The 24,495-nt window shown below is 32.6% G+C and carries 33 protein-coding genes and 4 tRNA genes; 22 read left to right on the forward strand and 15 right to left on the reverse strand.

All coding sequences use genetic code 11. The features are described 5' to 3' along the window. Positions 1-15 precede the first annotated feature (15 nt). The 4 genes from K5782_RS08190 to K5782_RS08205 all read right to left on the reverse strand — a co-directional run bounded on the left by K5782_RS08190 (position 16) and on the right by K5782_RS08205 (position 2,353). A complete protein-coding gene (locus K5782_RS08190; protein ID WP_048110029.1) occupies positions 16-345 on the reverse strand; it encodes a hypothetical protein in 330 nt (109 codons plus the stop codon). 56 nt (positions 346-401) lie between these two features. Beyond that, positions 402-875, reverse strand: coding sequence for a pantetheine-phosphate adenylyltransferase (locus K5782_RS08195; RefSeq protein ID WP_297465672.1), 474 nt, complete (start codon positions 873-875; stop codon positions 402-404). Between the two features lie 34 nt (positions 876-909). Next, positions 910-1,971 (reverse strand): hypothetical protein, encoded by a 1,062-nt coding sequence (locus tag K5782_RS08200; protein WP_297465674.1) that lies wholly within the window; start codon positions 1,969-1,971, stop codon positions 910-912. Between the two features lie 308 nt (positions 1,972-2,279). After that, positions 2,280-2,353: transfer RNA gene (locus tag K5782_RS08205), tRNA-Ala, on the reverse strand. A gap of 80 nt (positions 2,354-2,433) precedes the next feature. On the opposite strand from K5782_RS08205, the gene K5782_RS08210 reads away from it, so the two are divergent. Continuing rightward, complete coding sequence (locus tag K5782_RS08210) at positions 2,434-2,988, forward strand: thioredoxin family protein (RefSeq protein ID WP_297465676.1); 555 nt, start codon at positions 2,434-2,436, stop codon at positions 2,986-2,988. A gap of 33 nt (positions 2,989-3,021) precedes the next feature. Beyond that, a tRNA-Ile gene (locus tag K5782_RS08215) sits at positions 3,022-3,096 on the forward strand. 4 nt (positions 3,097-3,100) lie between these two features. Here K5782_RS08215 and K5782_RS08220 read toward each other — a convergent pair. Then, entirely contained in the window at positions 3,101-3,994 is an 894-nt protein-coding gene (locus tag K5782_RS08220; protein WP_297465678.1) for a helix-turn-helix domain-containing protein, read from the reverse strand. 294 nt (positions 3,995-4,288) lie between these two features. Further along, the gene (locus tag K5782_RS08225; RefSeq protein ID WP_297465680.1) at positions 4,289-4,435 is read right to left on the reverse strand and encodes a hypothetical protein; all 147 of its coding nucleotides are present in this window, start codon (positions 4,433-4,435) and stop codon (positions 4,289-4,291) included. A gap of 201 nt (positions 4,436-4,636) precedes the next feature. Between K5782_RS08225 and K5782_RS08230 the strand changes: the two genes are divergently transcribed. Then, the gene (locus K5782_RS08230) at positions 4,637-5,023 is read left to right on the forward strand and encodes a hypothetical protein (protein ID WP_297465682.1); all 387 of its coding nucleotides are present in this window, start codon (positions 4,637-4,639) and stop codon (positions 5,021-5,023) included. A gap of 8 nt (positions 5,024-5,031) precedes the next feature. Here the strand turns inward: K5782_RS08230 and K5782_RS08235 are convergent. Then, a tRNA-Leu gene (locus K5782_RS08235) sits at positions 5,032-5,154 on the reverse strand. Between the two features lie 91 nt (positions 5,155-5,245). Between K5782_RS08235 and K5782_RS08240 the strand changes: the two genes are divergently transcribed. Next, positions 5,246-5,319: transfer RNA gene (locus tag K5782_RS08240), tRNA-Thr, on the forward strand. 1 nt (position 5,320) lies between these two features. Here the strand turns inward: K5782_RS08240 and K5782_RS08245 are convergent. The 4 genes from K5782_RS08245 to K5782_RS08260 form a co-directional block, all read right to left on the reverse strand. Next, positions 5,321-6,181 (reverse strand): DNA adenine methylase, encoded by an 861-nt coding sequence (locus K5782_RS08245; RefSeq protein ID WP_297465684.1) that lies wholly within the window; start codon positions 6,179-6,181, stop codon positions 5,321-5,323. A 142-nt stretch (positions 6,182-6,323) separates the two neighbouring features. Beyond that, positions 6,324-6,974, reverse strand: coding sequence for an ammonia monooxygenase (locus K5782_RS08250; protein ID WP_048110034.1), 651 nt, complete (start codon positions 6,972-6,974; stop codon positions 6,324-6,326). 102 nt (positions 6,975-7,076) lie between these two features. Next, positions 7,077-7,439, reverse strand: a complete 363-nt coding sequence (locus K5782_RS08255) for a hypothetical protein (protein ID WP_179365358.1) — start codon at positions 7,437-7,439, stop codon at positions 7,077-7,079. A 116-nt stretch (positions 7,440-7,555) separates the two neighbouring features. Continuing rightward, the gene (locus tag K5782_RS08260) at positions 7,556-8,119 is read right to left on the reverse strand and encodes a methane monooxygenase/ammonia monooxygenase subunit C (RefSeq protein WP_007402982.1); all 564 of its coding nucleotides are present in this window, start codon (positions 8,117-8,119) and stop codon (positions 7,556-7,558) included. A gap of 253 nt (positions 8,120-8,372) precedes the next feature. Here K5782_RS08260 and K5782_RS08265 point away from each other — a divergent pair, with 253 nt between their 5' ends. From K5782_RS08265 to K5782_RS08275, 3 genes are all read left to right on the forward strand, one after another. Continuing rightward, a complete protein-coding gene (locus tag K5782_RS08265; protein WP_007551342.1) occupies positions 8,373-8,942 on the forward strand; it encodes a methane monooxygenase/ammonia monooxygenase subunit B in 570 nt (189 codons plus the stop codon). Positions 8,943-9,037: 95 nt separating this feature from the next. Continuing rightward, positions 9,038-9,352, forward strand: coding sequence for a hypothetical protein (locus K5782_RS08270; RefSeq protein ID WP_297465689.1), 315 nt, complete (start codon positions 9,038-9,040; stop codon positions 9,350-9,352). 38 nt (positions 9,353-9,390) lie between these two features. After that, entirely contained in the window at positions 9,391-9,915 is a 525-nt protein-coding gene (locus tag K5782_RS08275) for a hypothetical protein (protein ID WP_297465691.1), read from the forward strand. Between the two features lie 96 nt (positions 9,916-10,011). On the opposite strand, the gene K5782_RS08280 is transcribed toward K5782_RS08275, so the two are convergent. Together K5782_RS08280 and K5782_RS08285 are read right to left on the reverse strand one after the other, a co-directional pair. Next, the gene (locus K5782_RS08280; RefSeq protein ID WP_179366374.1) at positions 10,012-10,281 is read right to left on the reverse strand and encodes a hypothetical protein; all 270 of its coding nucleotides are present in this window, start codon (positions 10,279-10,281) and stop codon (positions 10,012-10,014) included. Between the two features lie 112 nt (positions 10,282-10,393). Beyond that, on the reverse strand, positions 10,394-10,726 hold the full coding sequence (locus K5782_RS08285) for a hypothetical protein (protein WP_297465694.1): 333 nt from the start codon (positions 10,724-10,726) through the stop codon (positions 10,394-10,396). Positions 10,727-10,853: 127 nt separating this feature from the next. On the opposite strand from K5782_RS08285, the gene K5782_RS08290 reads away from it, so the two are divergent. The 14 genes from K5782_RS08290 to K5782_RS08355 all read left to right on the forward strand — a co-directional run bounded on the left by K5782_RS08290 (position 10,854) and on the right by K5782_RS08355 (position 22,968). Further along, a complete protein-coding gene (locus K5782_RS08290; RefSeq protein ID WP_297465696.1) occupies positions 10,854-11,303 on the forward strand; it encodes a 30S ribosomal protein S15 in 450 nt (149 codons plus the stop codon). After that, the gene (locus K5782_RS08295) at positions 11,303-12,724 is read left to right on the forward strand and encodes a DHH family phosphoesterase (RefSeq protein WP_297465698.1); all 1,422 of its coding nucleotides are present in this window, start codon (positions 11,303-11,305) and stop codon (positions 12,722-12,724) included. Before K5782_RS08290 ends, K5782_RS08295 begins: the two co-directional genes overlap by 1 nt. After that, on the forward strand, positions 12,687-12,929 hold the full coding sequence (locus K5782_RS08300) for a KEOPS complex subunit Pcc1 (RefSeq protein WP_297465700.1): 243 nt from the start codon (positions 12,687-12,689) through the stop codon (positions 12,927-12,929). Before K5782_RS08295 ends, K5782_RS08300 begins: the two co-directional genes overlap by 38 nt. Next, the gene (serS, locus tag K5782_RS08305; protein WP_297465702.1) at positions 12,929-14,191 is read left to right on the forward strand and encodes a serine--tRNA ligase; all 1,263 of its coding nucleotides are present in this window, start codon (positions 12,929-12,931) and stop codon (positions 14,189-14,191) included. Before K5782_RS08300 ends, serS begins: the two co-directional genes overlap by 1 nt. A 40-nt stretch (positions 14,192-14,231) precedes the next feature. After that, the gene (locus K5782_RS08310) at positions 14,232-14,843 is read left to right on the forward strand and encodes a 30S ribosomal protein S3ae (RefSeq protein WP_297465703.1); all 612 of its coding nucleotides are present in this window, start codon (positions 14,232-14,234) and stop codon (positions 14,841-14,843) included. Positions 14,844-14,864: 21 nt separating this feature from the next. Continuing rightward, positions 14,865-15,290 (forward strand): RNA-binding domain-containing protein, encoded by a 426-nt coding sequence (locus K5782_RS08315; protein WP_297465705.1) that lies wholly within the window; start codon positions 14,865-14,867, stop codon positions 15,288-15,290. Between the two features lie 185 nt (positions 15,291-15,475). Beyond that, the gene (locus K5782_RS08320) at positions 15,476-16,933 is read left to right on the forward strand and encodes an NAD(P)/FAD-dependent oxidoreductase (protein WP_297465708.1); all 1,458 of its coding nucleotides are present in this window, start codon (positions 15,476-15,478) and stop codon (positions 16,931-16,933) included. Positions 16,934-16,969: 36 nt separating this feature from the next. Continuing rightward, positions 16,970-17,767: a MoxR family ATPase gene (locus K5782_RS08325; protein WP_297465710.1), complete on the forward strand. Its 798-nt coding sequence runs from the start codon at positions 16,970-16,972 to the stop codon at positions 17,765-17,767. Next, a complete protein-coding gene (locus tag K5782_RS08330) occupies positions 17,768-19,330 on the forward strand; it encodes a vWA domain-containing protein (RefSeq protein WP_297465712.1) in 1,563 nt (520 codons plus the stop codon). It abuts the gene before it with no gap. 77 nt (positions 19,331-19,407) lie between these two features. After that, a complete protein-coding gene (locus K5782_RS08335; RefSeq protein ID WP_297465714.1) occupies positions 19,408-20,958 on the forward strand; it encodes a pyridoxal-phosphate dependent enzyme in 1,551 nt (516 codons plus the stop codon). Between the two features lie 5 nt (positions 20,959-20,963). Further along, entirely contained in the window at positions 20,964-21,413 is a 450-nt protein-coding gene (locus tag K5782_RS08340; RefSeq protein WP_297465716.1) for an ASCH domain-containing protein, read from the forward strand. Between the two features lie 68 nt (positions 21,414-21,481). After that, the gene (locus K5782_RS08345; RefSeq protein ID WP_007551360.1) at positions 21,482-22,045 is read left to right on the forward strand and encodes a TATA-box-binding protein; all 564 of its coding nucleotides are present in this window, start codon (positions 21,482-21,484) and stop codon (positions 22,043-22,045) included. 45 nt (positions 22,046-22,090) lie between these two features. Then, complete coding sequence (locus K5782_RS08350) at positions 22,091-22,312, forward strand: hypothetical protein (protein WP_297465719.1); 222 nt, start codon at positions 22,091-22,093, stop codon at positions 22,310-22,312. 71 nt (positions 22,313-22,383) lie between these two features. Next, entirely contained in the window at positions 22,384-22,968 is a 585-nt protein-coding gene (locus K5782_RS08355; protein ID WP_297465721.1) for a hypothetical protein, read from the forward strand. Here K5782_RS08355 and K5782_RS08360 read toward each other — a convergent pair. Both K5782_RS08360 and K5782_RS08365 read right to left on the reverse strand, forming a co-directional pair. Further along, positions 22,958-23,650: a hypothetical protein gene (locus K5782_RS08360; RefSeq protein ID WP_297465723.1), complete on the reverse strand. Its 693-nt coding sequence runs from the start codon at positions 23,648-23,650 to the stop codon at positions 22,958-22,960. The genes K5782_RS08355 and K5782_RS08360 overlap by 11 nt on opposite strands. 109 nt (positions 23,651-23,759) lie before the next feature. After that, a complete protein-coding gene (locus K5782_RS08365; protein ID WP_179365373.1) occupies positions 23,760-23,936 on the reverse strand; it encodes a hypothetical protein in 177 nt (58 codons plus the stop codon). A 126-nt stretch (positions 23,937-24,062) separates the two neighbouring features. Here K5782_RS08365 and K5782_RS08370 point away from each other — a divergent pair, with 126 nt between their 5' ends. Next, positions 24,063-24,404, forward strand: coding sequence for a P-II family nitrogen regulator (locus K5782_RS08370; protein ID WP_297465725.1), 342 nt, complete (start codon positions 24,063-24,065; stop codon positions 24,402-24,404). The last annotated feature ends 91 nt before the right edge of the window (positions 24,405-24,495 follow it).

Consider the following 24,495-nt stretch of genomic DNA (forward strand, 5'->3'; position numbering starts at 1 on the left):
ATGAAAATATGTGAATTAAACCAGGGATTTATCCATTTCAGTTCCCATAATTTCTTGAACTTTTAGAAAATATAGTTTAGTAGAATACGGCATATCATCTAAATTATTATCAACTACAATCATAAAATAACGAACTGCCCTTTTTGAGATATCAAGATTAAATTTCATAGGAAGAATTGGGTCTTGTTTCACCTTGATTTTATCTTGCAGCCATGGGGGAGCCATATCAATAGTTTCTTTAATAATTTTATTATACCAAAATGAAAGATTTTCAGGGTGTAGACCCTCCTTTAGGTTTGAAATATCAGCATCAAATTTTTTCATCATGTTATTTATAATTGCCATTAAACCTTAATCCAAAAATATTGTTTTATTACAATTACTCAAACATAGAGAATCTTCTAGTCAATTGATGATACGTTACCATCTATGTCTATTTCTGAATTTTTTATTCTCGTTGTAGAAATTCTATTTCCATCATAAGCCAACACCATAGGAACTATTACTATTTTTACAGGAGATAGATTTTTTTCTTTTCTAAGTTGATTTAATATTTCTCCTTGATTTCCGGTCTCATCGCTTACTACAAGAGCCTGTACATTTTCTTCTAAAACCGCAGGACCAAAATCATTGTCTAATTTACTTATTTGAAAGTGATGGTTTGGAAAATTTGTTTTAATTGCATTTGTTAATATTTCAAATCTTTTTTCATAATTGTTCAGAGTTTTTTTTCCTCTTTTTTCAGCTAATTCGTCACTGGTTAAACCAATAATTACATTAGATGAAATTGAAAATGCTTTTGCAAGTAAAGCAAGATGACCTTTATGAATTATATCAAAAGTCCCTCCCATTGCAACAAGAGTAAACTTAGACATACTAACAAATAGAAAAGATATGAAAATAAATCTACTAGTTTACAAGTATCAATACTATGGGTCCTGGATTTGCAATTGGAACATTGTTTCTATCCCAAACAAATGTCTCAATAAAAAACAAACCGTTATTTTCTGGAATCCAATCTACTGCCTGGGATTGTTGACCAGTTTCAATATATCGTCCATCATATTTTCCTATAAATTCTACATATGGCGTCCCAGATTGTTTAATTTGAACATAATAGGTATAAGGAGTTTCATTAGTTTTTTGATCAGCTGAGAATTGAATCCAAGCATCACTTGTAATTACTACTGTTGAACCTACTTTAATTTCTGAAAGGTTTTTTCCCTCTTTATCAAGTAAAGATACTTTAGATATTGTAACAAGTTTTGTTGCTATTTCAGATGGTGGAATTATCACATTTTTAGGTTCTGAATAAAACACATTTGATTCAGCTGAAACAGTAAATCCTACTGATCTTGATTGAATTTTTTCATTGAAATTAAAATTTATTGTTTCATTTGATTTTACACTACCAATAGGAATTGTAATTACATCAATTACTCTAGGAGGTTGAAAATTATCATAGAAGGAAAGATAGACATTAGTATTATTGGATGGAGCCGCTCCATTTTTTAGAACACCTGAAAAACGTAAAGTATCATCTAAATCAATATTGCTTACTTCAACAGATAGTTGGTTTGATTTAGAAGTCGATGAATTGAATAACCCAAGAGAAACAGAGGCATGTGTAATCTCAGAATTTGGAGTTTTTGATTTAATGATATAGGGTGAAGTTCCAAGTGGTGGAATTACTTGCAAAGAGGATTTTCCTTCAACAATTTCTAGAGGCTCGGGATTAGTATCATCATAAAATATTACACGTATTCGTACATCAGTCACAGAAGTAAGGGTATTAGTATTTTTAACTTCACCCACCACAACAGTATAACCTTGTTCATCTTGGTAAACATATGGAGCGTTACTAGTGAGAATCACAGATAACGTAGGTAATGTGTCAGTTTTTTGAGCAAAACTTGAGCTTATAGGAAATAACATTAAAATCAAAAATATGCTAAGAATAATTTTCTTCATGTAAATTTTATTGATTAGAGATTAATTTTATGCAACATATGATATAGTCAACAAGAAAGGTAAGAACGTTTAACCCAGTTATCACTGAATTATTAATAAAAAGAAGTTAAAAGAAATAAAAATTTTATCGTCTTTTCTTCATTGCTGTAATTGCTAACCAGTAAACTAATCCTGGTGCCAATCCAACAATGAGTGGAATCCAAACTGGCCATGCATCTGCTGCGCTTGTCATAGATTAAAACGAAAAGTTATCCTATTTAAATCCATCCAGAAATCCGATATTCAGAATTGATCGAAGGATGTGGAAGTGGACTGGACGGGATTTGAACCCATGACCCCCCGCGTGCAAGGCGGGTATACTACCAGGCTATACTACCAGCCCACATCAAGAAGGGATAATGTGTGGATTTTAATTGTTGTCTTCTTGAGAAGAATTTTATTTGTATACCAAAGTATCAATTCATGGTACTTTTAGAATCTCAAATTAAATTAAAACCAGGAGATAAAGCCCCAGAGTTTCAACTCTTGGGTATTGATGATAAAAAACACACATTGAATGACTATAGCAATTATCATGGAATTTTAATTATTTTCATGTGTAACCACTGTCCATATGTCAAGGCAAAAGCAGATGCGTTAAACGAGTTGTATGAAAAATATGGGGACAAAATAGCAATAGTTGGAATAAACAGTAATGATTCCAAAAACTATCCAGAAGACAGTTTTGAAAATATGAAAATAACTGCAAAAGAAAAGGGATTCAAATTTGATTATTTAGTTGATGATACTCAAGAAATTGCAAAGAAGTATGGTGCAATATGTACACCAGATCCTTTCTTATTCAATAACAGCAAACATCTAGTATTTCATGGAAAGATAGACAATGCAATGAAACCGGATGCTATTGTTACTGAAAAAACAATGAGTAAGAATATAGAAAAATTACTATCTGGAGAGAAAATTGAAAAAGATTTTGACCCATCAATTGGGTGTTCAATTAAGTGGAAGGAAAATTAAACTTAAATGAGTCCTGTCAAGAGGTTGGATTAAGGGCTCGTAGCTCAGCTTGGCTGGAGCGTTCGACTGATAATCGAAAGGTCATGTGTTCGAATCACATCGGGCCCACTTTTTATTTTGAACTCTCAGAGACCGTTTTTGACCATTGAAGAACATCTTCAAATCTTTCAGATATTAAATCAGACTGGATTTTTGTCTTTTTTCCAACTTTTCCGCACAATGCTAATCGAATTTTTTTTCCTAATTTTTCCTTAATTGAGTTTACAGATTCTGCAAAAAAGTGTAACCCTTCTTCAGTATTTGAAAAAACAAGAACAATCATTATTCCAGATTTTTGTTTCCAGATTTTTCCCATGAGTTTTTGTAAATCAAGATCAAACAAGACGTTGATTGCAGACGACATATCACCTAAATGAAAAACTCGCCATCCATCTGAATGCAGAGATGCAGATGCAGCTTCGGATAACAATTTGCTATGGGAATCAGCTGAAATAACAATTATGTTATTTTTTGGGTTTGAATCAATTGAAATTTGATTAAAAATTTGAAGTGATTTTGATATAATATTTTGTAGTAATTTTTGCTCAGTATTCCCAATTTTTCCATCATCGTATAATTTTTGAATTGATTCTACAGATGGAATTATCACTTCAGTAACAAGTTTTGGAACAGTTGCACCAGAGTTAATACAGTTTTTAATCAGTGAATAAATTTGAGTCTCCTGTACTTTGATTAATTTATCAAGAAATTGTGGTGCAACTTTAAAGTAATCATCAGGAAAAGAATAGGCCTCTTGTCCTGACTCTAAAAACCACAATGTGATATTTCCAATATTGTTTTGTCGAAGGAATCCTTCTGCAGCAAATACTTTGAGATATTTTGTCATGGTGGTTCTATTCACACCAAGTTTTTTAGAAATTTCAACACCAGACATTCCACTTTTAGAATCCTCAAGTAGTTCAATCAACTTCTGCCTAATTTCTGAAGATTCGTATCCTTTACCCATACTGCTCCAAAGTCAAGGTATTGTATAAAGACTAATTTTCATATGAGGCTTGTAGAACGGAGATTAAAGGAAATAACAAATAGATTCTGTAATATTTGACGGTTATCAAATCTATCATAATTACGTTAGACCTCACATGGCACTAGATGGTAAGACCCCATCAGAAGCTTGTGGGATTCAAATCAATGGAGACAACAAATGGATTACAGTAATTCAGAACGCAAACAGAAAATAAAGAGACTCACCAGAGTATGTTTCAAGATTACTCTGGTGTTTATTGATTATCTGATATAATCAATTCTTTCGTAATCTGTGAACTATCTCCATAGGTTTCATTAACTGTTTTTTCTTTTCTACAGCTTCGTGAACCTCTGCAAGTAGTTGGGCTAGTTCCTTAATCAGTAGTTCTTCCATTTCCTTTTCGATTTTGCTTTGAGTCATCTAAAAATTCTCAAAAATCCTAATTAATTAATTTTTTGAAAAATCCGTATGAGTGTAATATTTTATTACATATTTTTTATGCGTAAATTATTCTATCAACCGAGGGGTAACAGGAAGAAAATCCAACCGAGAAGGTAACAGTACCCATAAAATAAAATCTTATATAGTCCGGTACTTTAATGTACGGTAAGGAAAAGTAAATTGCCGAAAGCTGGATTCAAATCAATAACTGTATCTGAAACCGTCTACGATAAATTCCAAGATGTTTATCAGAAAAATAAAGACAACCTTGCAATGAAAGGCGTTAACAGTTTTTCAGGTTATGTAACTTACATGTTAGAGGAGATGATGCAAAAAGACAAAACATTTGCAAGATATGCTCCAAAGATTGAGAAGATTTCAATTGATGATGATCGTGTTATACTAAAAGACAATATCAAAAACAGAATAGCTGAAGTTGCAGTACAAAAAGGAGAATTGTTTTGTCAGCTTTGCGAAGAGAAAGATTGTGTTCATATTGGATTTGTATTTTCACTTCCAGACGTTTATGAAATTTTGAATTCTAGAGGAATTAGACATCCAAAATAAATTAGCAGTGGAGGAGGTGGGATTTGAACCCACGAACTCCTGAGAGACAGGATCACCCATTTTTATGATCTTAAGTCCTGCATGTCCAAAAGCACTATGTGCTTACTTTGGCCAGGCTTGATTACTCCTCCAAAAAGGTAGAATTTTGTGTGAAATTTAACAGTTTAGAGTGTTTTGAGACATAATCAAGAATTATAAGGATTTTCAAACGCTGAAATTTGTGCTTCGATAGCTCAGCCTGGTAGAGCGTTACCTTGGTAAGGTAAAGGTCGCGGGTTCAGATCCCGTTCGGAGCTTTCAATAATTTTTTATTAAAAGTTCAAAATGGCCAGTTCTTTTTTTAGAGTTTGAATTAATGGATCGGTTTGCTTCTATCCTAGTGATTTTCCATGGTTTTTTTGCAAAGATATCAGATACTTCCTTAGAGTCAGAATTGGACAATAATACATGACATTCTTTAGAATCTAATTTCAAACAAAGTTCAGATAGTCTAGTAAGGTCATCATATGTAAAATCTTTTGTAGTGTAACTCGTGAAATTTGCAGTAGAGCTTACTGGTTGATATGGAGGATCAAAATATACCAGATCCCCTTTTTTTGCATCTCTTAGAACTGACTCAAAATCTCTACATTTGATTGAGATTCTATTTGTCTGCAAGATGTTGCTTACAACACGAAGATTTTCTTCATTTACTATGTTTGGGTTTGTGTATTTTCCTAATGGAACATTAAATTTTCCTTTACTATTTACTCGGTAAAGCCCATTAAAGCAAGTTCTATTCAAGAAAATTAATCGAGATGTTTTTTCAACTTCATTTCTAGGATTGCTTTCTCTTACAGAATAATAGTATGATTTGGAATCTTTTTGATAATTTTTTTCGTGACTTTTCAGAGATGAAATTAATGCATCAATTCTATCTCTAATTGTTGTATATGCCAATACAAGATCAGAATTTAGATCAGAGATACTACATTTTTGACCATTTTTATCAGTAAGAATATGAAAAAGTAAAGCACCTCCACCAAGAAATGGTTCATAATACGTACCAAAAGCATTGGGAAGATTTTGATGCAATATTGGAATTAACTGTCTTTTTCCTCCGGCCCATTTTACAAATGGTTTCGGAGTAACAAAAATCTGTTCATATTGTTGCTTCACATGATATCATCACAATAACGCATATTGTCAAAAGAGACAACAAAAGATCACAATATGTACAATATTTTTTAATCAAATTCTAAAATCATGTATAGAATACTCTAAACTAAAATAATAAAATGAAAAGGAAAGGGTTGAAGTTTTAGTCCCACTTTGACCAAGCGGCCATCCATCTGTATGTCCAAGTATTCAGCTTACAACCCAATGCTGTAAACGTAACTGACAATACTGCACCAGCACCTGCACCCAGTGCTACTGGACTGTTATAGAATTTACCTACTTGAGGCTCTATTGGTGTCATGTATGGTGGCAATGTTGGTCTTGGATATTTGAATGCCGTTTCTAGTGGGTCTGCTACTGTTATCAGGTTTACCATGTTGAATAATGGTAAAGACATTCCTACAAGTACGCCGCCAAACAGTATCAATGAATGTTTGTTCTTCTTTGTAGCCCAATATGCCAAATCAAGCAACATTGCTGATGGCAACCAAACTGGTGTTACAATGAAGTCATATGGATAACCTAGAGCAAACCATGCACCTTTTGCTATCCATGTGTATACTGTCATAATTAGGGCGTAATACGTCGCTGTTCCTGGAACGCCTGTAAACGTTAGGTAATATGTTGCACCTACGCAAAGCATCAAAGTTTGCGATATTGAAAATACCGTAAACGATGTCCAAGCCCAGTCAGTATAGAAAATGTAGTCTCCTGCATTAATTGTTAACAGTGTAGAGTTAACTGCAACTACTACTATGAACAAGTAGTGAGTACATCGTCTTAGCCAGACCATTATCAAGTAGAATAAACGGTCAGTATATAAAATTTTAGAGTGTGGTGGAGATCGTTAATTTTTTTAAAATAAAGTAAAAAGAAGAACTGAAGGATTTTCCTTCTAATGTCCAACAAATAGTACTATAAGTACAGTACCCACAGCGGTTGCGGCTAGAGTTGCAGCAACTATTCCATTGCTGTTCTTCTTAGAGCCCTCTTCCATAACTTTAACACAGAAGAGATAACCGATTGCTTCGATAATTGTTAGAACGATGAACGCATAGTGACCACTGCTTGTTGGATATGCCCATGGATAATAGAAGTATCCTGCTGCAGTACCACCAAAAGTTGCTAACCAAGCTGCGATGTAAGATATGGTGATCATACCTGTCATATTTTCGACACGTCGACCAATCATTTTTTCTACATCGGAACTAGATGCGCCACCTGCGCCACTTGAACCAAATCCTTTCGGAAGAGTCATTCTGGAATTATACTAATCAGAATCCTTTTAAATCTTTCTTAAATGTGAGACCCAGTACGATCTTCGTGATATTGAAAAGAAGAAAAAGAGAAAAAATGTGCTAATGCACTTTGTGTCTATGGAATTGCTCTGCTGTACAATTTGCCTTCTAAAGCCATCTTGTACATCTCTGCAACGTACGGATTCTCACCTGGAGTTTCTGCACCTAATTCTACGAGTCGAGCATATACTCTAACTACGTATGCTAGTGCACCCATGAATGCTACTACGACACCCATGTTAAACATCCAATGATTTGGTACTGCAAAGATTTCTTCTACAAACCAGAAGTGCCACATCTCATTGACTCCAATTGTAAACATGGTTGCAAGGTAACCAAGAATGGTCATCTTCAATCCAGTGTTAATTGAATTATTTGGACCTCTGAGTACTGGTACTTTTCTATCATAGATTGCTGCTGCTGCCCATCCAAGTGGTAATGTGATGAAGTGGGAGTATAGCCACCAGTGTGCTGGTGTAAATGCACTATCTCTGATAGAGGTTTGATGTAAAGAACCATCAACGAAGTTATCTACTTCGACTGATGCTGCAGTGGATCCCATAGCAATGACGATGAGCCAGATTTTCTTTAGTCTCTGAATCTCAACTTCTTTTGGGATTAATGCGGGCATCTGTGCCATGTTGACTTTAGTGTTAATTCTGGATATAAAGCAAAGGTTTTGAAATTATAATATTTTATCAGAATTTTGATCAATGAAACAATAAATTATTGGAATTTTTCATATAAAATTCAAGATATTTTGAAATAATTATACTTAATTTTTGTTAATTTTAATGTTAATCATCGATGATGATCATCATTACGAAGTATCGATCCTCGTTATCAAGGTAAAATATATAACAATGTGTATTATCATTCTGAATATTAGGACTATGGTCGAAAAAAAGATTTTCGTATTAGGACTCGCTGCTGTACTTGCATTAGGTACACTTGGTTTCAACTGGGTTGAATCCATAATTCCAACTGCAGATGCACACGGTGTCCAAGCACAACTTCAGAGTCGTTTCATCAGAATCGAAGATGAAACCTTCAATAGACAATCACTACAAACTGGAGAAACTTTGACTGTTCAAGGTACTTTAGTTAGTCTTGTAGAAAGAGACCTTAGAGGATGGATTTCCATTTTCTCAGAATCTACTAACGCAGGTAACAGATGGGAGATGTTAGCAAGAGACCCACCAGGAAACGTCTTTGACATTCCAGGTAACGCTGTTGTTGAATATTCATTATCTGCAAAAGCACTTGAAGCTGGTGTATATCACGTACACACACAACTCAACGTAGCTAAAGTAGGTCCAGGTCTAGGTCCAGGTCAAACAGTAGTTGTTGAAGGAGAACCAATTATCAAACCAATTCCATATACCAACATCGCATATCAATCAATTATCATTGGTGTTGGCTATGTAATCACGTTTGCAACACGACCCTGGCAAGTTATCTAAGCCACCCACTTTTCCTTTTCATTTTATAGATATTCATTACGATTATAGTATTACAATCAACCAAGTTTTATCTGTAAGAAAAAAATAGAAAGGATATGTTAAGTTTTAAAATAAAAAAATTAGATATCTTTCAAAGTTATTTTTTTGGAGATGTTGAGTTTCGTAATGATAATTATAAAATAAACATACAAAATCAGAAAAGAGGAAAAGTACTCAAATTACCTTTTGGGATTAATTCAAAAAAAGAAAAGATGATAGTAAGAATGACAGGATCAAAAGATCTGTTTGTTGAAGATTATTTGCCGTATTACGGTCAATCAGAATGGCTCGAAATTGATTCAGATGAAATTACTTATTTTCTGGCAGACCACCAAGACCAGTTTGACACTATTGAGATAATGGACACTTAACAGAAGGACTTTAAATAATCCTCAAAAAAATCACATATATGATTTGGCCAGGAACCGGGGATCCGTATAAGAGAAAAAAGACATTACAGTTTTTGGCTTTAAGTGCAGGAGTAGGAGCTGTTGCGGTTTTAATTACAATTCTAGTTGTAAATCCATTTATCGGAGAACAACCACGTAGTGCATGTATCAACGATATCCAGAGAAATTGGAAGATATCATTTACTGTAGAGATTTATGTCGATAATCAAAAAGCAGACATACCAGCTAATGTTGGTTTCATGGAAGGTGGATGCCAAAGAGCAATTTACACACTAAGTGATGATGGAACGGCATATGCAGAATGGAAAGAAGATCCTAATTTTGAGATTGGACACTTTTTATGGATTTTCAAATTTCCACTAAGAGACATGGATGAATCAAAATCTGTGATATATGTCAATGATAGGATTTCAGAAAATTTTATCAAGACGCCATTGCAAGACGGATATCATTACAAGGCGATGTTTACCTCAAAAGCATACGATGAGGCAAAGGATACAGACTTCCTGCCTCCTCAGAACTAAGTCATAGAAAATTTTCAAATCAGACTTTAGAAAAAAACTTGAATAAACAGGTTTATTCAGAATTATAAAAATAATGAAAAGAGGAAAGGAGTTATTTTACCAGTATTTACCGTTGTCTGGAATTAAACCGATACCTTCTCTTTCAAAGTGTCTGTCTAATTCGTCGACCCATCTCTCACGGTTGTCTTTGTAAGCCCATCCGTGTACACGTAACCAGAATGAGATTACTCCAAGAAGGAATACTGAGAACATTATGGTTCCGAAGATGTAAATCATTACATCATAGAATAATGGATCATAGTTTGGTCCTAACTGACCTGTAAGTGAAGACAGGATGCTTAGGAAAGTTCCTACGATAGGAGTCATTGTATATTTTGGCTCTATTTGTGCGATATATACATTTCTTTTATTATCATAAAGTACGAGATCAGTATCCACTAAAGTATATCAAAGAAAATAAGAGAAAAGTAAGGTTTGATTATCCTCGTCCCATTGCTGCGTACTTGCCAGATCTTCCTCTAATGAAGAGAGCTCCTGCAATACCACCAAAGACTGCAGCTGTAATAATAGTTGCACCAAGCACACCACTTGCATCAAGATAAGGCGTACCTGATCCAGATGCAGGATTAGCTTCTGCAGCTTCAATTCTTCTTCGTTGAATCTCCAGTGCTTCTTCCAAGGTATATGATCCAGTTTCTCCTTCTGAACCAACGTTACCCATGTATTGTGCAAATGCGATTGCATTTTCTGCGTAGTAACCGATGGTGAACACAGCAATCAGAGATGCTGCTAAAAGTATTTTTGTATTCATACAGTTTACCTGTTCGTTCTGATAAAATTGTACATATTTAACTTTTATTCTAAGCTTCAAAATGCAGACATTATGTACGAGAATCGGAATAAGTAACGTTTAATTTTGTTCTATAATCAGCCCAATCATGGGACGATTACACACACATAGACATGGAAAATCACACACGATTAGACCATCTACACTTCGTGCACCATCATGGAACACACTTAGTCCTAAAGAAATAGAAGAATTAGTTGTAAAATATTCAAAAGATGGATTATCTCCAAGTCAAATTGGATTAAAGCTCAGAGATCAACATTCAATTCCACTCATCAAATCGATCACAAAGAAGAGTCTTGGAAAAATACTAGAGGAAAATAATCTTCAAGCAGAAATGCCAGAAGATCTAGACAATATTGTAAAAAAAGCAGTAGGTCTTCAAAAACACCTAAAGGCAAACAAGGGAGATAATAGAAATGTTAGATCTCTTGAATTAATTGAGGCAAAAGTACACAGATTATCAGTGTACTATAAAAGAATAAATCGTATTCCTGAAAACTGGAAATATAAATCAGTAGTTGCTCAATTAGAGTAATGACAAAAACTCTTGATGAGTCGCTTTCGTTTTTCAAAGATAGAATTTCAGACTGTATAAAAACAAGAAAATCAATTTCGGTTACAACTCATATCGATTGTGATGGATTAACCTCTGGGAGCATCATCACAAAAGCACTCATGAGATCTGGGGCAAAATGCACAGTTAGAACTTCAAAAGAATTTAGTAAGAAAGTTATTGATTCTCTAAAAAAAGATTCCAGAGATTTTCATATAATTACAGATCTTGCAGGTGGGTTTGCAACCAACTTAGATGAATCGTTAGGAGAAAACTGGATTGTATTAGATCATCACCAAATACCTGAAAAAGAGCATGAAAATCAAAGAGTCATCAATGCATGGAAATATGGAATTGATGGAGGTACAGAAATTTGTGCAGGTGGAATGGCATATCTTGCAGCAATGGCATTAGACGACAAGAATATTGATTTGTCTGCAATAGCTGTGGTTTCAGCTCTTGGTGATAGACAAGACCAAGGAGAAAGAAAATCGTTTGTTGGAAAAAATTTTGAAATTGCCAATACTGCAAAGGAAGAAGGATTAGTAGACATTGATTTAGATTTATTGTTGGTTGGAAGAGAGACAAGGCCAATTTCAGATTCTTTAGCATTTACATCTCAACCATTTATTGAAGGCTTAACTTGGAATAGAGATGCCTGCCTATCACTTTTGAATTCTTCTGGAATACAACTAAAAGAAGGAGGCAGGTGGAGAGTTCCAGCAGAATTAAATGATGATGAAAAAAAAGTAGTCATTGAAACCATTACCAAATTTACTTCAGGAAAGAATGCAACAGAGATAATGTCAGAATTAATTGGATATACCTATACATTTCCAAGAGAAGATAAGAGGAGTTTTTTGCGAGATGGAAGAGAATTTTCAACTATGCTAAATTCCTGTGGACGAATTAATCGTTCTGGAGTTGGAATTGCTGTTTGTATGGGTGATAGAAATAAGATCCTAAGGGAAGGAGAAACGATTCTTACAGATTATAGAAAAATGATTAGAGAGTACATGAATATCTTAACAAATGAAAGATGGAGAATTTCAGAAAGCAAAACATGTGTCATGGTAAATGGGGAAGGAATTGTACCAGAGATGATGACAGGTACAATTTCATCATTAATTGCAGGTTCTCCAAAAAATGCCGGAAAAATCATAATTTTAAGGACAGGTGGAGAAGAAAACACTATAAAATTTTCATCAAGAAAGTCATTTGGATGTAAATCAGAGATTAACTTAAGTGAGTTAATGAGGACAGGAGCTGAGAAATTTGATGGAGTTGGCGGAGGTCATAATGCAGCAGCTGGTGCAAAAATAACTAAAGACAAATTAGATGGATTTCTAGATTATTTAGAAGTAAATGTCGTTAACATGCCAAGTACAGGTAATTCTCAATAATCTTTCAAAAGAAAAGGCAGAAACTGTAAAAAAAGCGTTAGAACCAGATAATGTAAATTTTCCAGAAGGATTAAGTCTAAATGTTGAAAATATTGATAACAAACTAGTTTTTAATTTTGAGAGTAGAGAGAATATGAAAAAATTGATAGGCACTATTGATGAAGTTTTAGAGCATGTTCAGCTTGCATTAAAGGTGATTGAGTAATGTTAGATCCAAAAATAATCAAAGATAATCCACAAAGAATTAGAGATATGCTAAAAGCAAGAGCAGTTGAATTTAATCTTGATGAATTAGTAGAGTCTGATCAAAAAAGAAGAGACCTTATTCTCAAAACAGATGAAATGCGAAAAAAGAAGAATCAAGTAGCATTAGAAATTTCTCAAAAAAAGAAATCAGGAGAAGATATTTCGCCAATTTTATCTGAAATGAAAAATATTTCAGGAGAACTTGCAAAATTAGAATCATTACAGGGAGAAGTGGAAAAAAAATATTCTAATTTAGCATTGACTATTCCAAATTTGATTCACGAGTCTGTACCTATTGGCAAAGATGAAAATGCCAACATAGAAATTAAAAAATGGGGAACAATTCCTAAATTTGATTTTAAAATTAATGACCACATAGACATTTCTGCGAATTTGGATCTAGTTGATCTTGAGAGAGCAGCAAAAGTTGCAGGTGCAAGATTTTATTATCTGAAAAACGATCTTGTCAGATTAAACCAATCTCTTATTCATTATGCATTAGATTTTCTTGCTGAAAAAAATTATTCTCTAGTTCAACCGCCATATATGATCAATCGTCAATCTATGGAAGGAGCAATAATAGCCGATGATTTTGAAGAAGTAATTTACAAAATTGATAATGAAGATCTGTACATGATTGGAACTTCTGAACATGCTATGGCAGCAATGCGTTCAGATGAGATTATTGAAGGCAAAGATCTTCCTTTAAGATTTGCAGGAGTAAGTCCATGTTTCAGAAAAGAAGCTGGTGCACATGGAAGAGATCAAAAAGGAATTTTTAGAGTACATCAATTTGATAAAATTGAGCAATTTGTTTTTGCTCGTCCAGAAGAATCCTGGAAAGAACATGAAAAAATGTTATCTGTAGCTGAGGAGTTTTATCAAAAATTAGAGATTCCATACAAAGTAATGCTATTATCATCAGCAGATATGGGAAAAGTATCTGCAAAAACATACGATATTGAAGCATGGATGGCAGGTCAGAATGCATATAGAGAAATTGTTTCGTGTTCAAATTGTTTAGATTATCAAGCAAGAAGACTAAAGATCAGGTTTAGAGATAAAACAAATGAAGAAACACAATATTTACACACATTAAACAGCACGTTAGTTGCTACATCACGTGTTTTAGTTTCAATAATGGAAAATTTTCAAACTAATGATGGACATATTGTTATTCCAAAAGTTTTACAAAAATACATGGGCAAAAACATAATCTAGTCACATACCCTTATATTTTGGATTCAAAGGTCGATAATAATTGGCACGTAGAAAAGGACGCGTAAAGGACAAATGGCGAGAAAAGAAATGGGTAACTGTAAGCGCCCCAGATTCATTTAACAATGTTCCAATTGCTTATGTTCCAATTACTGATGATGAAAATGCAGTAGGGAGAGTTTTAGAAGTCACATTATATGATATTCTAAAAGGAGACCCATCACAACATCAATACAAGATTTACTTCCAAATAAACAAAGTAGAAGAAGATAAAGTTACTACGATTTTTAAAAGATATGAATATTCTAAAGAATTTTTGCGTAGTTTGGTAAGACGAGGTTCATCTAAAATCAATTTCATTATAGATATCAAAACAAAAGATGGTTATGTCTTTAGAATTAAAATACTTGCACTCACACATAGACAACTTAACACATCTAGAAAACATGCATTAAGATTGATTGCTAGAGATGTAATTAACAATACTGTACCTCAAATGACAATCGACCAGTTTGTTCAGGCTACATGTTATAGCAAGATTAATTCCGATATCATGGCTGCATTTAAGAAAGTTATTAGAGTAAGACATGTAGGTCTAGAGAAAGTCAAACTCATTAGAACTGCAGAAAAAGAAATAGCATTACTTGAAGCCTAAACAATTGTATTCATTCAGCTAATGGTTGACAAGCTAGAAGTTACAATTGATGTAATTATACATGCAACTGAAGATGTTTCTAAATTCTTAAAATCATTTGATGACATATTTGAGTTAGATGATAGTTTCACAGTTAATGAAACCCTGGGTCATTTTGAGAATACAATAACAATACTAAGTAGGAAAATTGAAAAAAAGGAGGCTCAAAAATTTGTCGTAAGATTAATTGAAGCTATATCAAAAGAACAAATTATCAAATTAATAGAAGAGATAGAAGAAAGAACAGTAGATTCCAGGCTTCATATTAGATTAGACAAACAAGAATTCATCAAAGGAAATATAGTATTAAGTGAAAGAGATGCAATAAAAGTGAAAATTCATACACCAATTTATAATAAAAAAGATACTGTCAAGATATTCAGGCAGCTATTCCAAATTGCCAACTAGATTAAATAGGAATAAGAAAGCAATTCAATTTGGGAATGAGGAGATAATAGCCGCTCCAGTCTGAGCAAAAGCTTTGAAGACGCCGCGACGAACCGACCCCGTTTTTGAATTTATTATAAAGATCAAAATTGTTCTCACTGAAATCATGGTATTATTTTAAATACGGATAAACGGCGCGTTCTTTTGTGGTAGATTACGACGTCATTATAGCTGGAGGAGGATTAGCAGGAACTATAGCTGCTCAATCAGTTTCACATTACTCAAATCAAGGATTAAAAATTCTAGTTATTGATAGAAGCCCTTCAAATTTACCAGGATCTAAAAGTGTATCAGGTTGGATATGTGGAGATGCAGTTAGTAAAGAAGCTGTAGACTACATGACAAATAGAATTAAAGTTAACTGGAGTGAGCCAGAAATTGAACATAAAGTAAAAGGAGTAATGGCATTTTCTCCAGATAGAGAAACATCCATTCCATTTGATGGTGCTGGATATATGCTCAATAGACAAGTTTTGCCAGAACGTCAAAATGAAAGAACTTTAGCAATGGGAGTAGATTTTGATTTTGAAGTTAATCTTACTGGATTAGTTTATGATGGAAATCAAGTAATTGGAGTTCAAGGAATCAACAACAAAACAAAAACACCATACAAAAAGACAGCCAAAGTTGTAATCGATGCAACTGGAATGACATCTATGCTTCGAAATCAAATTTCCAACACAACAAAAATGGAAAAAAAAATAGATCGTACAGATGTAGAATCAACAGGAAGACATATCATGTATTTTGACCAAGGAGAAGAAGATCTAACAGAATTTGATCCAAATTATTGCATAATTCATCTTGATCAAGATATTGCTCCAGGTGGATATGGATGGGTATTTCCTAAAGGAAAAAATAAAGTAAACATAGGTCTTGGGGTTGAAAAAACACTTCTTGAAAAACGAAATCAGAGATTAGGAAAAAACGATAATGTATCCATGTTAATTAATCAATACGTTGAAAGAAATCGAGCAATTAAAAATGCAAGACTATCAGAAGATGCTCAAGATAAGAATAATGCAACTGGAAATTTCCAAGTTTCGGTCAGAAGACAAAATGATTGTATGGTAGCAAATGGATTTGTAATAGTCGGGGATTCTGCATGGATGCCAAAACCTCTTGATGCCGGAGGGATTGGACCAGCATTAGTTGCTGGAACTATTGTTGGAAAATGTGTAGTAGAAGCAATCCAGTCAGGAGATGTTACAGAAAAAGGATTATGGAAATACAATAAAGAATTCATTAATGAATACGGTTACAAAACAGCTGGATTAGAAATTTTTAGAAAATTAATTCAAACTCTCACCAATGAACAAATCAGTTATGGAATGAAACACTTTTTGGGGAATCTAGACGTTGAAGCAATTTCAAAAGGAGAACATCCTGACTTTTCAAACGTTACAAAATTAGGAATGATGATCAGAGGTGCGCTTAACAAAAAACTAGCTGATGGTTTACGTTTTACTACACAACAAAACAGACTCTTAACAAAACACTATTACGAATATCCTGAATCTCCAGAAGGATTTGATGAGTGGAGTAAGAAACTACATCATATTCTTGATGAATCTAATGCCAAATTACCTCAATATCAAAACTAAGCTTTATTTGTAAACCTAATCATAAAAAAATATCAGATGTTAAAAGAGACACAGTATTTAGATTGGAATAATTCAAATGAAATTTTAAAGAAAGCCTATAAGGCAAAATTATTTGTGCTGATAATCGGTCCTAAAGGTACAGGAAAAACATCGCTAGTTAGAGATTTTGCAGAAAATATGAATATGAAAATGGAATCTATTAATTTTAGCCTACGAACACGAGAAAGTCACTTAATTGGAACTAAAACTTTAACCAATGGAACTGTTAGTTTTGAGGAAGGTCTTTTGATTAAATCAATGAAAGAAAGTAGTATGTTATATCTAGACGAAATTAATGCGGCTGAAGCTGATGTGTTGCTTAGATTAGATGAAGCACTTGATGACAGAAGACAGATTGTATTAAAAGAATCCACAGGTGAAATTGTAAAAGCTAAAGAAGGTTGGTTTGTAATTGCAACAATTAATCCATTAACACATAGCGGCACTAAAGAATTGCCACCACAATTACTCAGTAGATTTCCAGTTAGAATTAGCTTAGAATATCCACCAGAGAATATTGAATTAGAAATTATTAAAAAACATGTTTCAGGAAATCATGATTCTGAGATCATTCAAGCAATTAAACTTGCAAATGTATTAAGACAGGCAGCTGCAGTTGAAGAATTATTCTACTCTCCAAGTTTAAGGGAAACCATTGCATTTGGAAAACTACTTGATGAGGGAATGACTCCTAAAAAAGCAGCAAATATTGTTTTTGGTAATGTGTATACACAATGGGGAAATATAGAATATCAAAAAGTAAGTGACATCATTACCTCAATGTTTGGTAATTAGATGCAATCATTACAATTACAAAACGAGTCACTAGTTGAGATAGCCACATTTTTGATTAGAAGATGGTCAGAAAGAGAAAACATCACAGTAGAATTTTCAGATAGAGTCAATACAAAAACAAGATTACAAGAAAATAGAGTAATCTTAACTCCAATTGAAAAAAGAATTGGAAACGAATTTCAGAGATATAGACAGTTTAGAACTTCATTATGGTATGAATCTATGAGAGTAAAATTTTGTAAAAAAATTCTTAGCAACGATCATGCATTTGGATTTATTCTAAACACGATGGAGACGGTAAGAGTAGAGCAGTTAGGAAGGAAATTTTGGAAGGGAATGGATGAAGAAATTATCTTTAATTATGCATACATGCTTGTAGGCAGGCCTCAATTACATACAGTTTATGGAAAAGCACGAATTGTAGAAGCGTTTTATCAATATTTTATGTTTGGAACAATAAAAGGAGAAGTACAATCTAGTCATTTTGAAAGAATAAAAAAAGCTTCAGACTTTGCTAAGAAAATTGTTGAGGAATCTATAAGAAAAAAATACGATACAGAATGGTTAGAAAAAAAAGTAGTGGAAATAATTAAAATTCTAGACATAGATTCGTTACTTACAATTCCAGTATCGTTACCGTTTATGAAAGTTGGTATGGCATTATCAGAAGAAGAATTATTAAAATTTCTAACAATAATTTCAAAAAATAAAGAAGGTGAATTTGGCAAGATTGATCCGAAATCGACATTAAGTGGAGAAAACATCTATGACGAATACAAAGTAATTCTTGATGAAAAGAAGAAAAATGAAAAAAAAGGATTAGGACCAAAATCAATAGGAATTCAGGTTCCTATTGTAACTAACATTGATGAAACAATAATCTACGACATGAATTTAATAAATAATCTTAAAATAAAATTTAAAGAATTAAAATCAGGATGGAAAGAACAACATCATATTAGCGGAGATGAATTTGATGAAGAAAACTACATTGATGAACATGAACCATTTTTTACAGATATTAAAAAATTAATTAAATCCAAGATTGTTATTTTGTTAGATCATTCATCTAGTATTGCATCAGACGCATTAGAATACAAAAAAGCGACACTTGCACTTTGTGAAGTACTAGCATATCTTAAAGTAAAATTTGCTGTTTATGCATTTAACACACAAAATAGAGATATTGTATGTTGGTTGATAAAACCAGATAATATGAAATGGAATAATATTTCTGCAAAAAGATTAGCTCAAATAGTTGCAAATGGTTCAACACCATTAGCAGAAGTGTATAGTAAAATGTTCCCAACAATACAATCAAAAAGACCAGATATTTTTTTGACATTAACTGATGGAGAACCGTCTGATCCTGATGCAGTTAGAAATATGACTAAATCTTTCAAAAGATTAGGCATAAACATGGTAGCTTTGGGTTTGGGTCCAAATACAATTAGGGCTACAACAATAGCAAGTAATCTCAAACATTTAGGATATGAAAAAACAATGGCAGTCAGTAGATTAAAAGACATTCCAAGTAAAGTGATTAGCATTTTAGATGTATAATTTAGAATTCAAATCAACCCAAGATACTATCAGATATTTTATATGAGCTTTATTAGATTAGAACAATCAGAGAAAAGTTGTCAGACGAAAAAGAAAATAATATAGATAAAGTCCTATTGGAGCGTTTTGAACAAGAAATTTGGAGTAAAGTACCTCATTTAGAAGGTACAAAGATTGTAAACTCAACACCATTAATTGATCTAACAGAAGATTTCAAAGAATGTGCTAAAAGTATCTATAAATTCGAACTTGACGATAACAATTTGAAAGTTTATGGAAAGTTTGATTCTACATTACTAAGCGGTTCAATCAAAGTAAGAGCTGCTACTCATATCATTCATGATGCAATTGCATCGGGAAAACTAAAAGGAAATCAAACTGTAATTGAAGCTACTTCTGGAAATTTTGGAATAGCTTTAGGACTATTATCAAAAATTGGAGTAAGTGTAGTTGCGTTAGTATCACGAAAATTACAAGAGGGAGTGTTTAAAGAATTAAGAAATGAAAATATTCGAATTATGGATTTAGATATGGATATTTGTCCAGCTCCAGGAATGGAAAACAAAGCAGATGAGTTAGCTGCAAAAGCAACTGCTGGAAATATTCGTTCGCAGTTATCGGAACTTGGTTTTAATCCTGAAATTTTTGACATTAATATTCAAGAAATAGAAGCACTATTAGCTAAACAAGACATCATAAATTTAGCAAGATTTCTTGCAAAAATTTACAATTTATTCTGTCCAAAACAGTACGATAACGAATTGAATGTTGATGTTCATAAAACTATAACAGCTCCAGAAATTGATCAGCAACTTGGCGAAAATGATGATTCGTTAGAAAATTATCAAATAATCTGTTCATTTGGTACCGGAGGAACATCTGGAGGTTTAAGTCAATACATGGCTAAAAAATATGGAAAAAAATCAATACATGTTGTTTTTCCTATTCCTGGTCAGGATGTTGCTGGAATCAGAACAAGAGCCAAAGCTTCAGGATTAACACTCTACAAACCAGATACATTTGCTGCAGAACATGAGATAGATTATGAGAAAGCAAAATTCCTATTGAAGTTTTTTGTAGATAAGGGGTATGATATAGGTGAAAGTACTGCTATAGAATTATTTGCTGCAATGCAGATGGCAAAATCAGGAAATCATAAAAAGTTCATCATAATAGTAGCAGATGGAATTGAAAAATATAGAAAGAATTTTGAGCAAATATCAAAAAATCAATTGCCAATTAATATTTCATTAGAAGAAGCATCATCAATGGTGAATGATTATGACAGAATTATTTGGGTACATACACAATATACTCCTAAAGAAGCTGGAATTGAGATGCTTGCAAAATCATTAGGGGTTGATAAGTCTAAAATCTCTGTACCCAAAGCAAGAACAATTAACGAATTATTATCTACTCAGAAAATTCCTGAAGAGTTAAGTAAGGAACTAAATGGTTCAAAAGGAAAATCACTGTTAGTTTGTATGGCAGGAAATACTTCCCTCATGACTGCGCAAGTACTTGCCAGTAAAGGAATAATTACTCAAAGCTTGAACGGAGGAATTACAAATTTGCCTGAAGGAAGAGGTAGAAATCCTGGCGAATTCATCAAAGCAGCTACTGAATAATAGTTTTGAAGTGCTTATCAGTATCCCAACCATTTGCAGATTTAATAATTTCGGGTAAAAAAACAATAGAACTAAGAAATTGGAATACAAATTTTCGAGGAGAGTTTTTGATTCATGCACCACTTAAAATAAAAACTGAAGACTGTAAGAGATTAAAAATTAATAAAAAATTTGTCACGGGGGTCATAATTGGAAAAGCAGAACTTTATGATGTAAAAAAATATAATTCAATTAAAGAAATAAGAGAGGATCAAAAATTCCATTTTGCGGCAAAAAAATTTCAAAATAAAATGTATGGGTTTAAAATAAGAAATGTAAAAATATTAAAAATTCCAATTCTATGTAAAGGACAATTAGGTTTCTTCAATGTAGAATTAACAAAAATCAAAAACAAAGATATTTTGTCAGATATCATAGATGAAGAATATAGATATCAATGGATCAATCATCATTAAAAGAATAGATTATCACCAAAAAAAAGTATGACTAGTATATATAAAGGGACTATTTAAAGTCCCTCGACATGCCTCAAACAAAACCTATCGTTAGTGTTGAAAATGTAGTTGCTTCTGCCTCAGTAGAACAAAAAATTGATCTCAATGAAATAACTGAAAAATTTCCAGATACAGAATATCATCCAGAACAATTTCCAGGATTAGTATTTAGATTACAAAATCCCAGAACTGCAACACTCATTTTTAGAACAGGAAAAATGGTATGTACAGGTGCAAAATCTGAAGACATGGCAATTAAAGCTGTTAACACAGTAGTTCAAAAACTAAGAAAGGGTAAAATAAAAATAAAAAATGATGCAGTGATAACAGTTCAAAATATAGTAGCGGCAATAAATCTTGGAGGAAAAATCCACTTAGAAAAAGCGGCTAGAACATTACCTAGAAGTATGTATGAGCCTGAACAATTTCCAGGATTAATTCACAGAATGCTAGATCCAAAAACGGTCATATTGTTATTTGCCTCAGGAAAGCTAGTATGTACAGGTGCAAAAAAAGAATCAGACGTATATCGGTCCGTACATAACTTGCATTCATTATTAGAGGAAAAAAACCTCATGATATATGATCAGTAAAAACAATCACAATATTCAAATTAATTATAAAAAATTCAATCTTAATTGAATAAAGATACATATGAAAAAGAAAAAAATAGGCTTACTCCTGAAAATGGATTTAATTTGGTTGGAATAGACTATTTTGCAGATTCAGATAATCAATTGTATTTAATAGAGCATTTTGAAATGTATCAAGATGCATTAAATGCAAAAAAGGAACGCAAAAATTCAGAAGATTATTTTATCTTGTATAAAGATGCGAGTGGAGAAAATTTCTGTAGATAAATTACAAAAATATCAAAGATTCACTTAATTTTACAAAAGATCTTATCATTAACGGTCCAAATCCATAATCATTGACTGATAAAAATAATGATTTGATTGATGTATTTTATGATAAAGAAAAAGTTATTCAAAATGAGTTAAATTCGCAACAAATTAGAAAAAGTTTGAGAGCAAAATATCAAATTTTTGATGAATCTGAATTTACACGTGGCAGAGAGATACTAGGAGATCTAATAGTTCATGGCATGATAGCCTCAGGTGGAACCGATATTGATTGGCTAATTGAGCATAATGGAGGTTTTATCATCATGGAATTCAAAGGATTTCATAATGATAAGATAAACATTCCAAAAGGTCAAATTATTGCGTATGAAAAATTACATGAGAAACTAAATCAAGCCACTAAATGCTATTTGTACATTATTGGTTGTGATGACACTGATTTTTTAAATTCTAATTCATCGATTTGGATCTTTGAGATGAAACAATGGAAAAGTGGAATAATTCCAAAAAATACTAGAGATATTTATGGTGAAGATTCAGGAAAACAGAATAAATTTATTGTGTATCGAGAATATATGGAAGAGATAAGTATAGAAAAATTAAGGGATATGATTGATTCGCATTGGAAAGAATTTGAAAGAATTAAACCTTAAATGAAAATGATTTTGATTTTGTTTCCTCGTTATTTTCTACTTTTATTGTAAATGTACCAGATTTATCCCAACCAGGTCCTCCAGCAATTGCTAAAGTAGAAAACCTACCATCATTTTTTATAGATACTTGTTCAGACCAAACTAACTGACCGTTTTGATTTTCTATTGAGATGTTAATTTTTTCAGAGGTATTAGATTTTCCACTAATTGAGATGATGTCACCCTTTTGATATGATGATAAATCAGTTTGAATTGAAAGTGAGGCAGAATCAATATCTATTGTTTTAGAATTATCAGATATCATAGAAATTCCAGATTGAGAGATACCAATGATAATTATTGCTAACACTGCTACACCAACACCTATCAACATTTTTGGATTTTTTGATTTTTTCTGAATTATTTGTGGAGCCATTGAAGTTGGAATTTCAATGTTTTGCTGTAATGATGTTGTTGGTACAATTACATCAGGAATAGTTGATTTTTCTTCAGCAGATGTGTCTTCTAGGTTTTCAGGTAATCTACCAAGGTATTTTTCCGCTAAATTTCTAACATAATTTCGCTCATAATTACTAATTACTTCATTATTTTCACAAGCCCTAAGAATTTGTTTTAGTATACGTTCATCTCCCTTTTCTTTATCAAGTAAGGTTTGAACATCATCAAGCAGAGGATCAGTCATATTATTTTATTCTCCCAATAGATTATTTATGAAGTTACCTTGTTTAAGATTACTAAGAATTAATACAAATAGGCTTGAATTATGGATTAATAAAACCAGATAAGGGTAATTATTTAGAATATATTTTTTGAGCTTGAATTATGACAGTTCTGATATAGTCTTTTGCGGTAGAATCAGAAACGCCCATTTGTTTAGCTCTTTGATATAGAGCATATTCTTGAGGATTACTCAAATAATATTTTAAAAGATAATTTAGTCGATGAGATCTTTTCTCTTCACTTTTCATGTATCTACTTTATTTTAATACTAAAAAGGTCAAAGGATTATGTTATAACCAGTTGATCCCAATGTATCATAGAATTTGAATTAAAACATGTGATCTTTTTTAAATAATAGAAATTTAGTGAAGCAAATGAAGCAGATCGAGGCAACAATTCAAAATGACAAAATTGGTCCAGTTGCAGATGCCATAAAAGACATGGTTGGAGGATTTACCGTATTAGAAGGAAACGGTAGAGGTTCTGGTCAAAGACAAACCATGAGAGGTGGAAGAGGTACTGGTACTTTTGTTGCAGAATTCAATAAAGTTGCAACTGTTAGTACAATTGTAGATGATTCAAAAGTAGAAGCAATCATCAAGGCAATTTCAGATGCAGCATTTTCAGGAAAAGCGGGCGATGGGATTATTGTTGTATCAACAGTTGATGATGTTATAAATATCGCATCAAAAAAGAGAGGCTCAGAAGCCCTCTAATTATTTTATTTTCATCAAAATCATAAAATGATAGTAAAAGTGAATAGTTTTAAATTATTTAGAATAACATTGAGAAATATAAAAAATGAAA

The organism is Nitrosarchaeum sp. (assembly GCF_025699065.1).
Classification (GTDB): Archaea; Thermoproteota; Nitrososphaeria; order Nitrososphaerales; family Nitrosopumilaceae; genus Nitrosarchaeum.

Excerpts from the sequence above, each read along its gene's own strand:
- K5782_RS08290 (WP_297465696.1), top strand. The coding sequence starts at position 10,854 with ATGGGACGATTACACACACATAGACATGGAAAATCACACACGATTAGA.
- K5782_RS08360 (WP_297465723.1), bottom strand. The coding sequence starts at position 23,650 with ATGACTGATCCTCTGCTTGATGATGTTCAAACCTTACTTGATAAAGAA.
- K5782_RS08210 (WP_297465676.1), top strand. The coding sequence starts at position 2,434 with ATGGTACTTTTAGAATCTCAAATTAAATTAAAACCAGGAGATAAAGCC.
- serS (WP_297465702.1), top strand. The coding sequence starts at position 12,929 with ATGTTAGATCCAAAAATAATCAAAGATAATCCACAAAGAATTAGAGAT.
- K5782_RS08220 (WP_297465678.1), bottom strand. The coding sequence starts at position 3,994 with ATGGGTAAAGGATACGAATCTTCAGAAATTAGGCAGAAGTTGATTGAA.
- K5782_RS08300 (WP_297465700.1), top strand. The coding sequence starts at position 12,687 with ATGTCGTTAACATGCCAAGTACAGGTAATTCTCAATAATCTTTCAAAA.
- K5782_RS08295 (WP_297465698.1), top strand. The coding sequence starts at position 11,303 with ATGACAAAAACTCTTGATGAGTCGCTTTCGTTTTTCAAAGATAGAATT.
- K5782_RS08250 (WP_048110034.1), bottom strand. The coding sequence starts at position 6,974 with ATGGTCTGGCTAAGACGATGTACTCACTACTTGTTCATAGTAGTAGTT.
- K5782_RS08280 (WP_179366374.1), bottom strand. The coding sequence starts at position 10,281 with ATGACTCCTATCGTAGGAACTTTCCTAAGCATCCTGTCTTCACTTACA.
- K5782_RS08265 (WP_007551342.1), top strand. The coding sequence starts at position 8,373 with ATGGTCGAAAAAAAGATTTTCGTATTAGGACTCGCTGCTGTACTTGCA.
- K5782_RS08195 (WP_297465672.1), bottom strand. The coding sequence starts at position 875 with ATGTCTAAGTTTACTCTTGTTGCAATGGGAGGGACTTTTGATATAATT.
- K5782_RS08285 (WP_297465694.1), bottom strand. The coding sequence starts at position 10,726 with ATGAATACAAAAATACTTTTAGCAGCATCTCTGATTGCTGTGTTCACC.
- K5782_RS08255 (WP_179365358.1), bottom strand. The coding sequence starts at position 7,439 with ATGACTCTTCCGAAAGGATTTGGTTCAAGTGGCGCAGGTGGCGCATCT.
- K5782_RS08315 (WP_297465705.1), top strand. The coding sequence starts at position 14,865 with ATGGTTGACAAGCTAGAAGTTACAATTGATGTAATTATACATGCAACT.
- K5782_RS08345 (WP_007551360.1), top strand. The coding sequence starts at position 21,482 with ATGCCTCAAACAAAACCTATCGTTAGTGTTGAAAATGTAGTTGCTTCT.
- K5782_RS08190 (WP_048110029.1), bottom strand. The coding sequence starts at position 345 with ATGGCAATTATAAATAACATGATGAAAAAATTTGATGCTGATATTTCA.
- K5782_RS08365 (WP_179365373.1), bottom strand. The coding sequence starts at position 23,936 with ATGAAAAGTGAAGAGAAAAGATCTCATCGACTAAATTATCTTTTAAAA.
- K5782_RS08270 (WP_297465689.1), top strand. The coding sequence starts at position 9,038 with ATGTTAAGTTTTAAAATAAAAAAATTAGATATCTTTCAAAGTTATTTT.
- K5782_RS08225 (WP_297465680.1), bottom strand. The coding sequence starts at position 4,435 with ATGACTCAAAGCAAAATCGAAAAGGAAATGGAAGAACTACTGATTAAG.
- K5782_RS08325 (WP_297465710.1), top strand. The coding sequence starts at position 16,970 with ATGTTAAAAGAGACACAGTATTTAGATTGGAATAATTCAAATGAAATT.
- K5782_RS08370 (WP_297465725.1), top strand. The coding sequence starts at position 24,063 with ATGAAGCAGATCGAGGCAACAATTCAAAATGACAAAATTGGTCCAGTT.
- K5782_RS08275 (WP_297465691.1), top strand. The coding sequence starts at position 9,391 with ATGATTTGGCCAGGAACCGGGGATCCGTATAAGAGAAAAAAGACATTA.
- K5782_RS08260 (WP_007402982.1), bottom strand. The coding sequence starts at position 8,119 with ATGGCACAGATGCCCGCATTAATCCCAAAAGAAGTTGAGATTCAGAGA.
- K5782_RS08330 (WP_297465712.1), top strand. The coding sequence starts at position 17,768 with ATGCAATCATTACAATTACAAAACGAGTCACTAGTTGAGATAGCCACA.
- K5782_RS08200 (WP_297465674.1), bottom strand. The coding sequence starts at position 1,971 with ATGAAGAAAATTATTCTTAGCATATTTTTGATTTTAATGTTATTTCCT.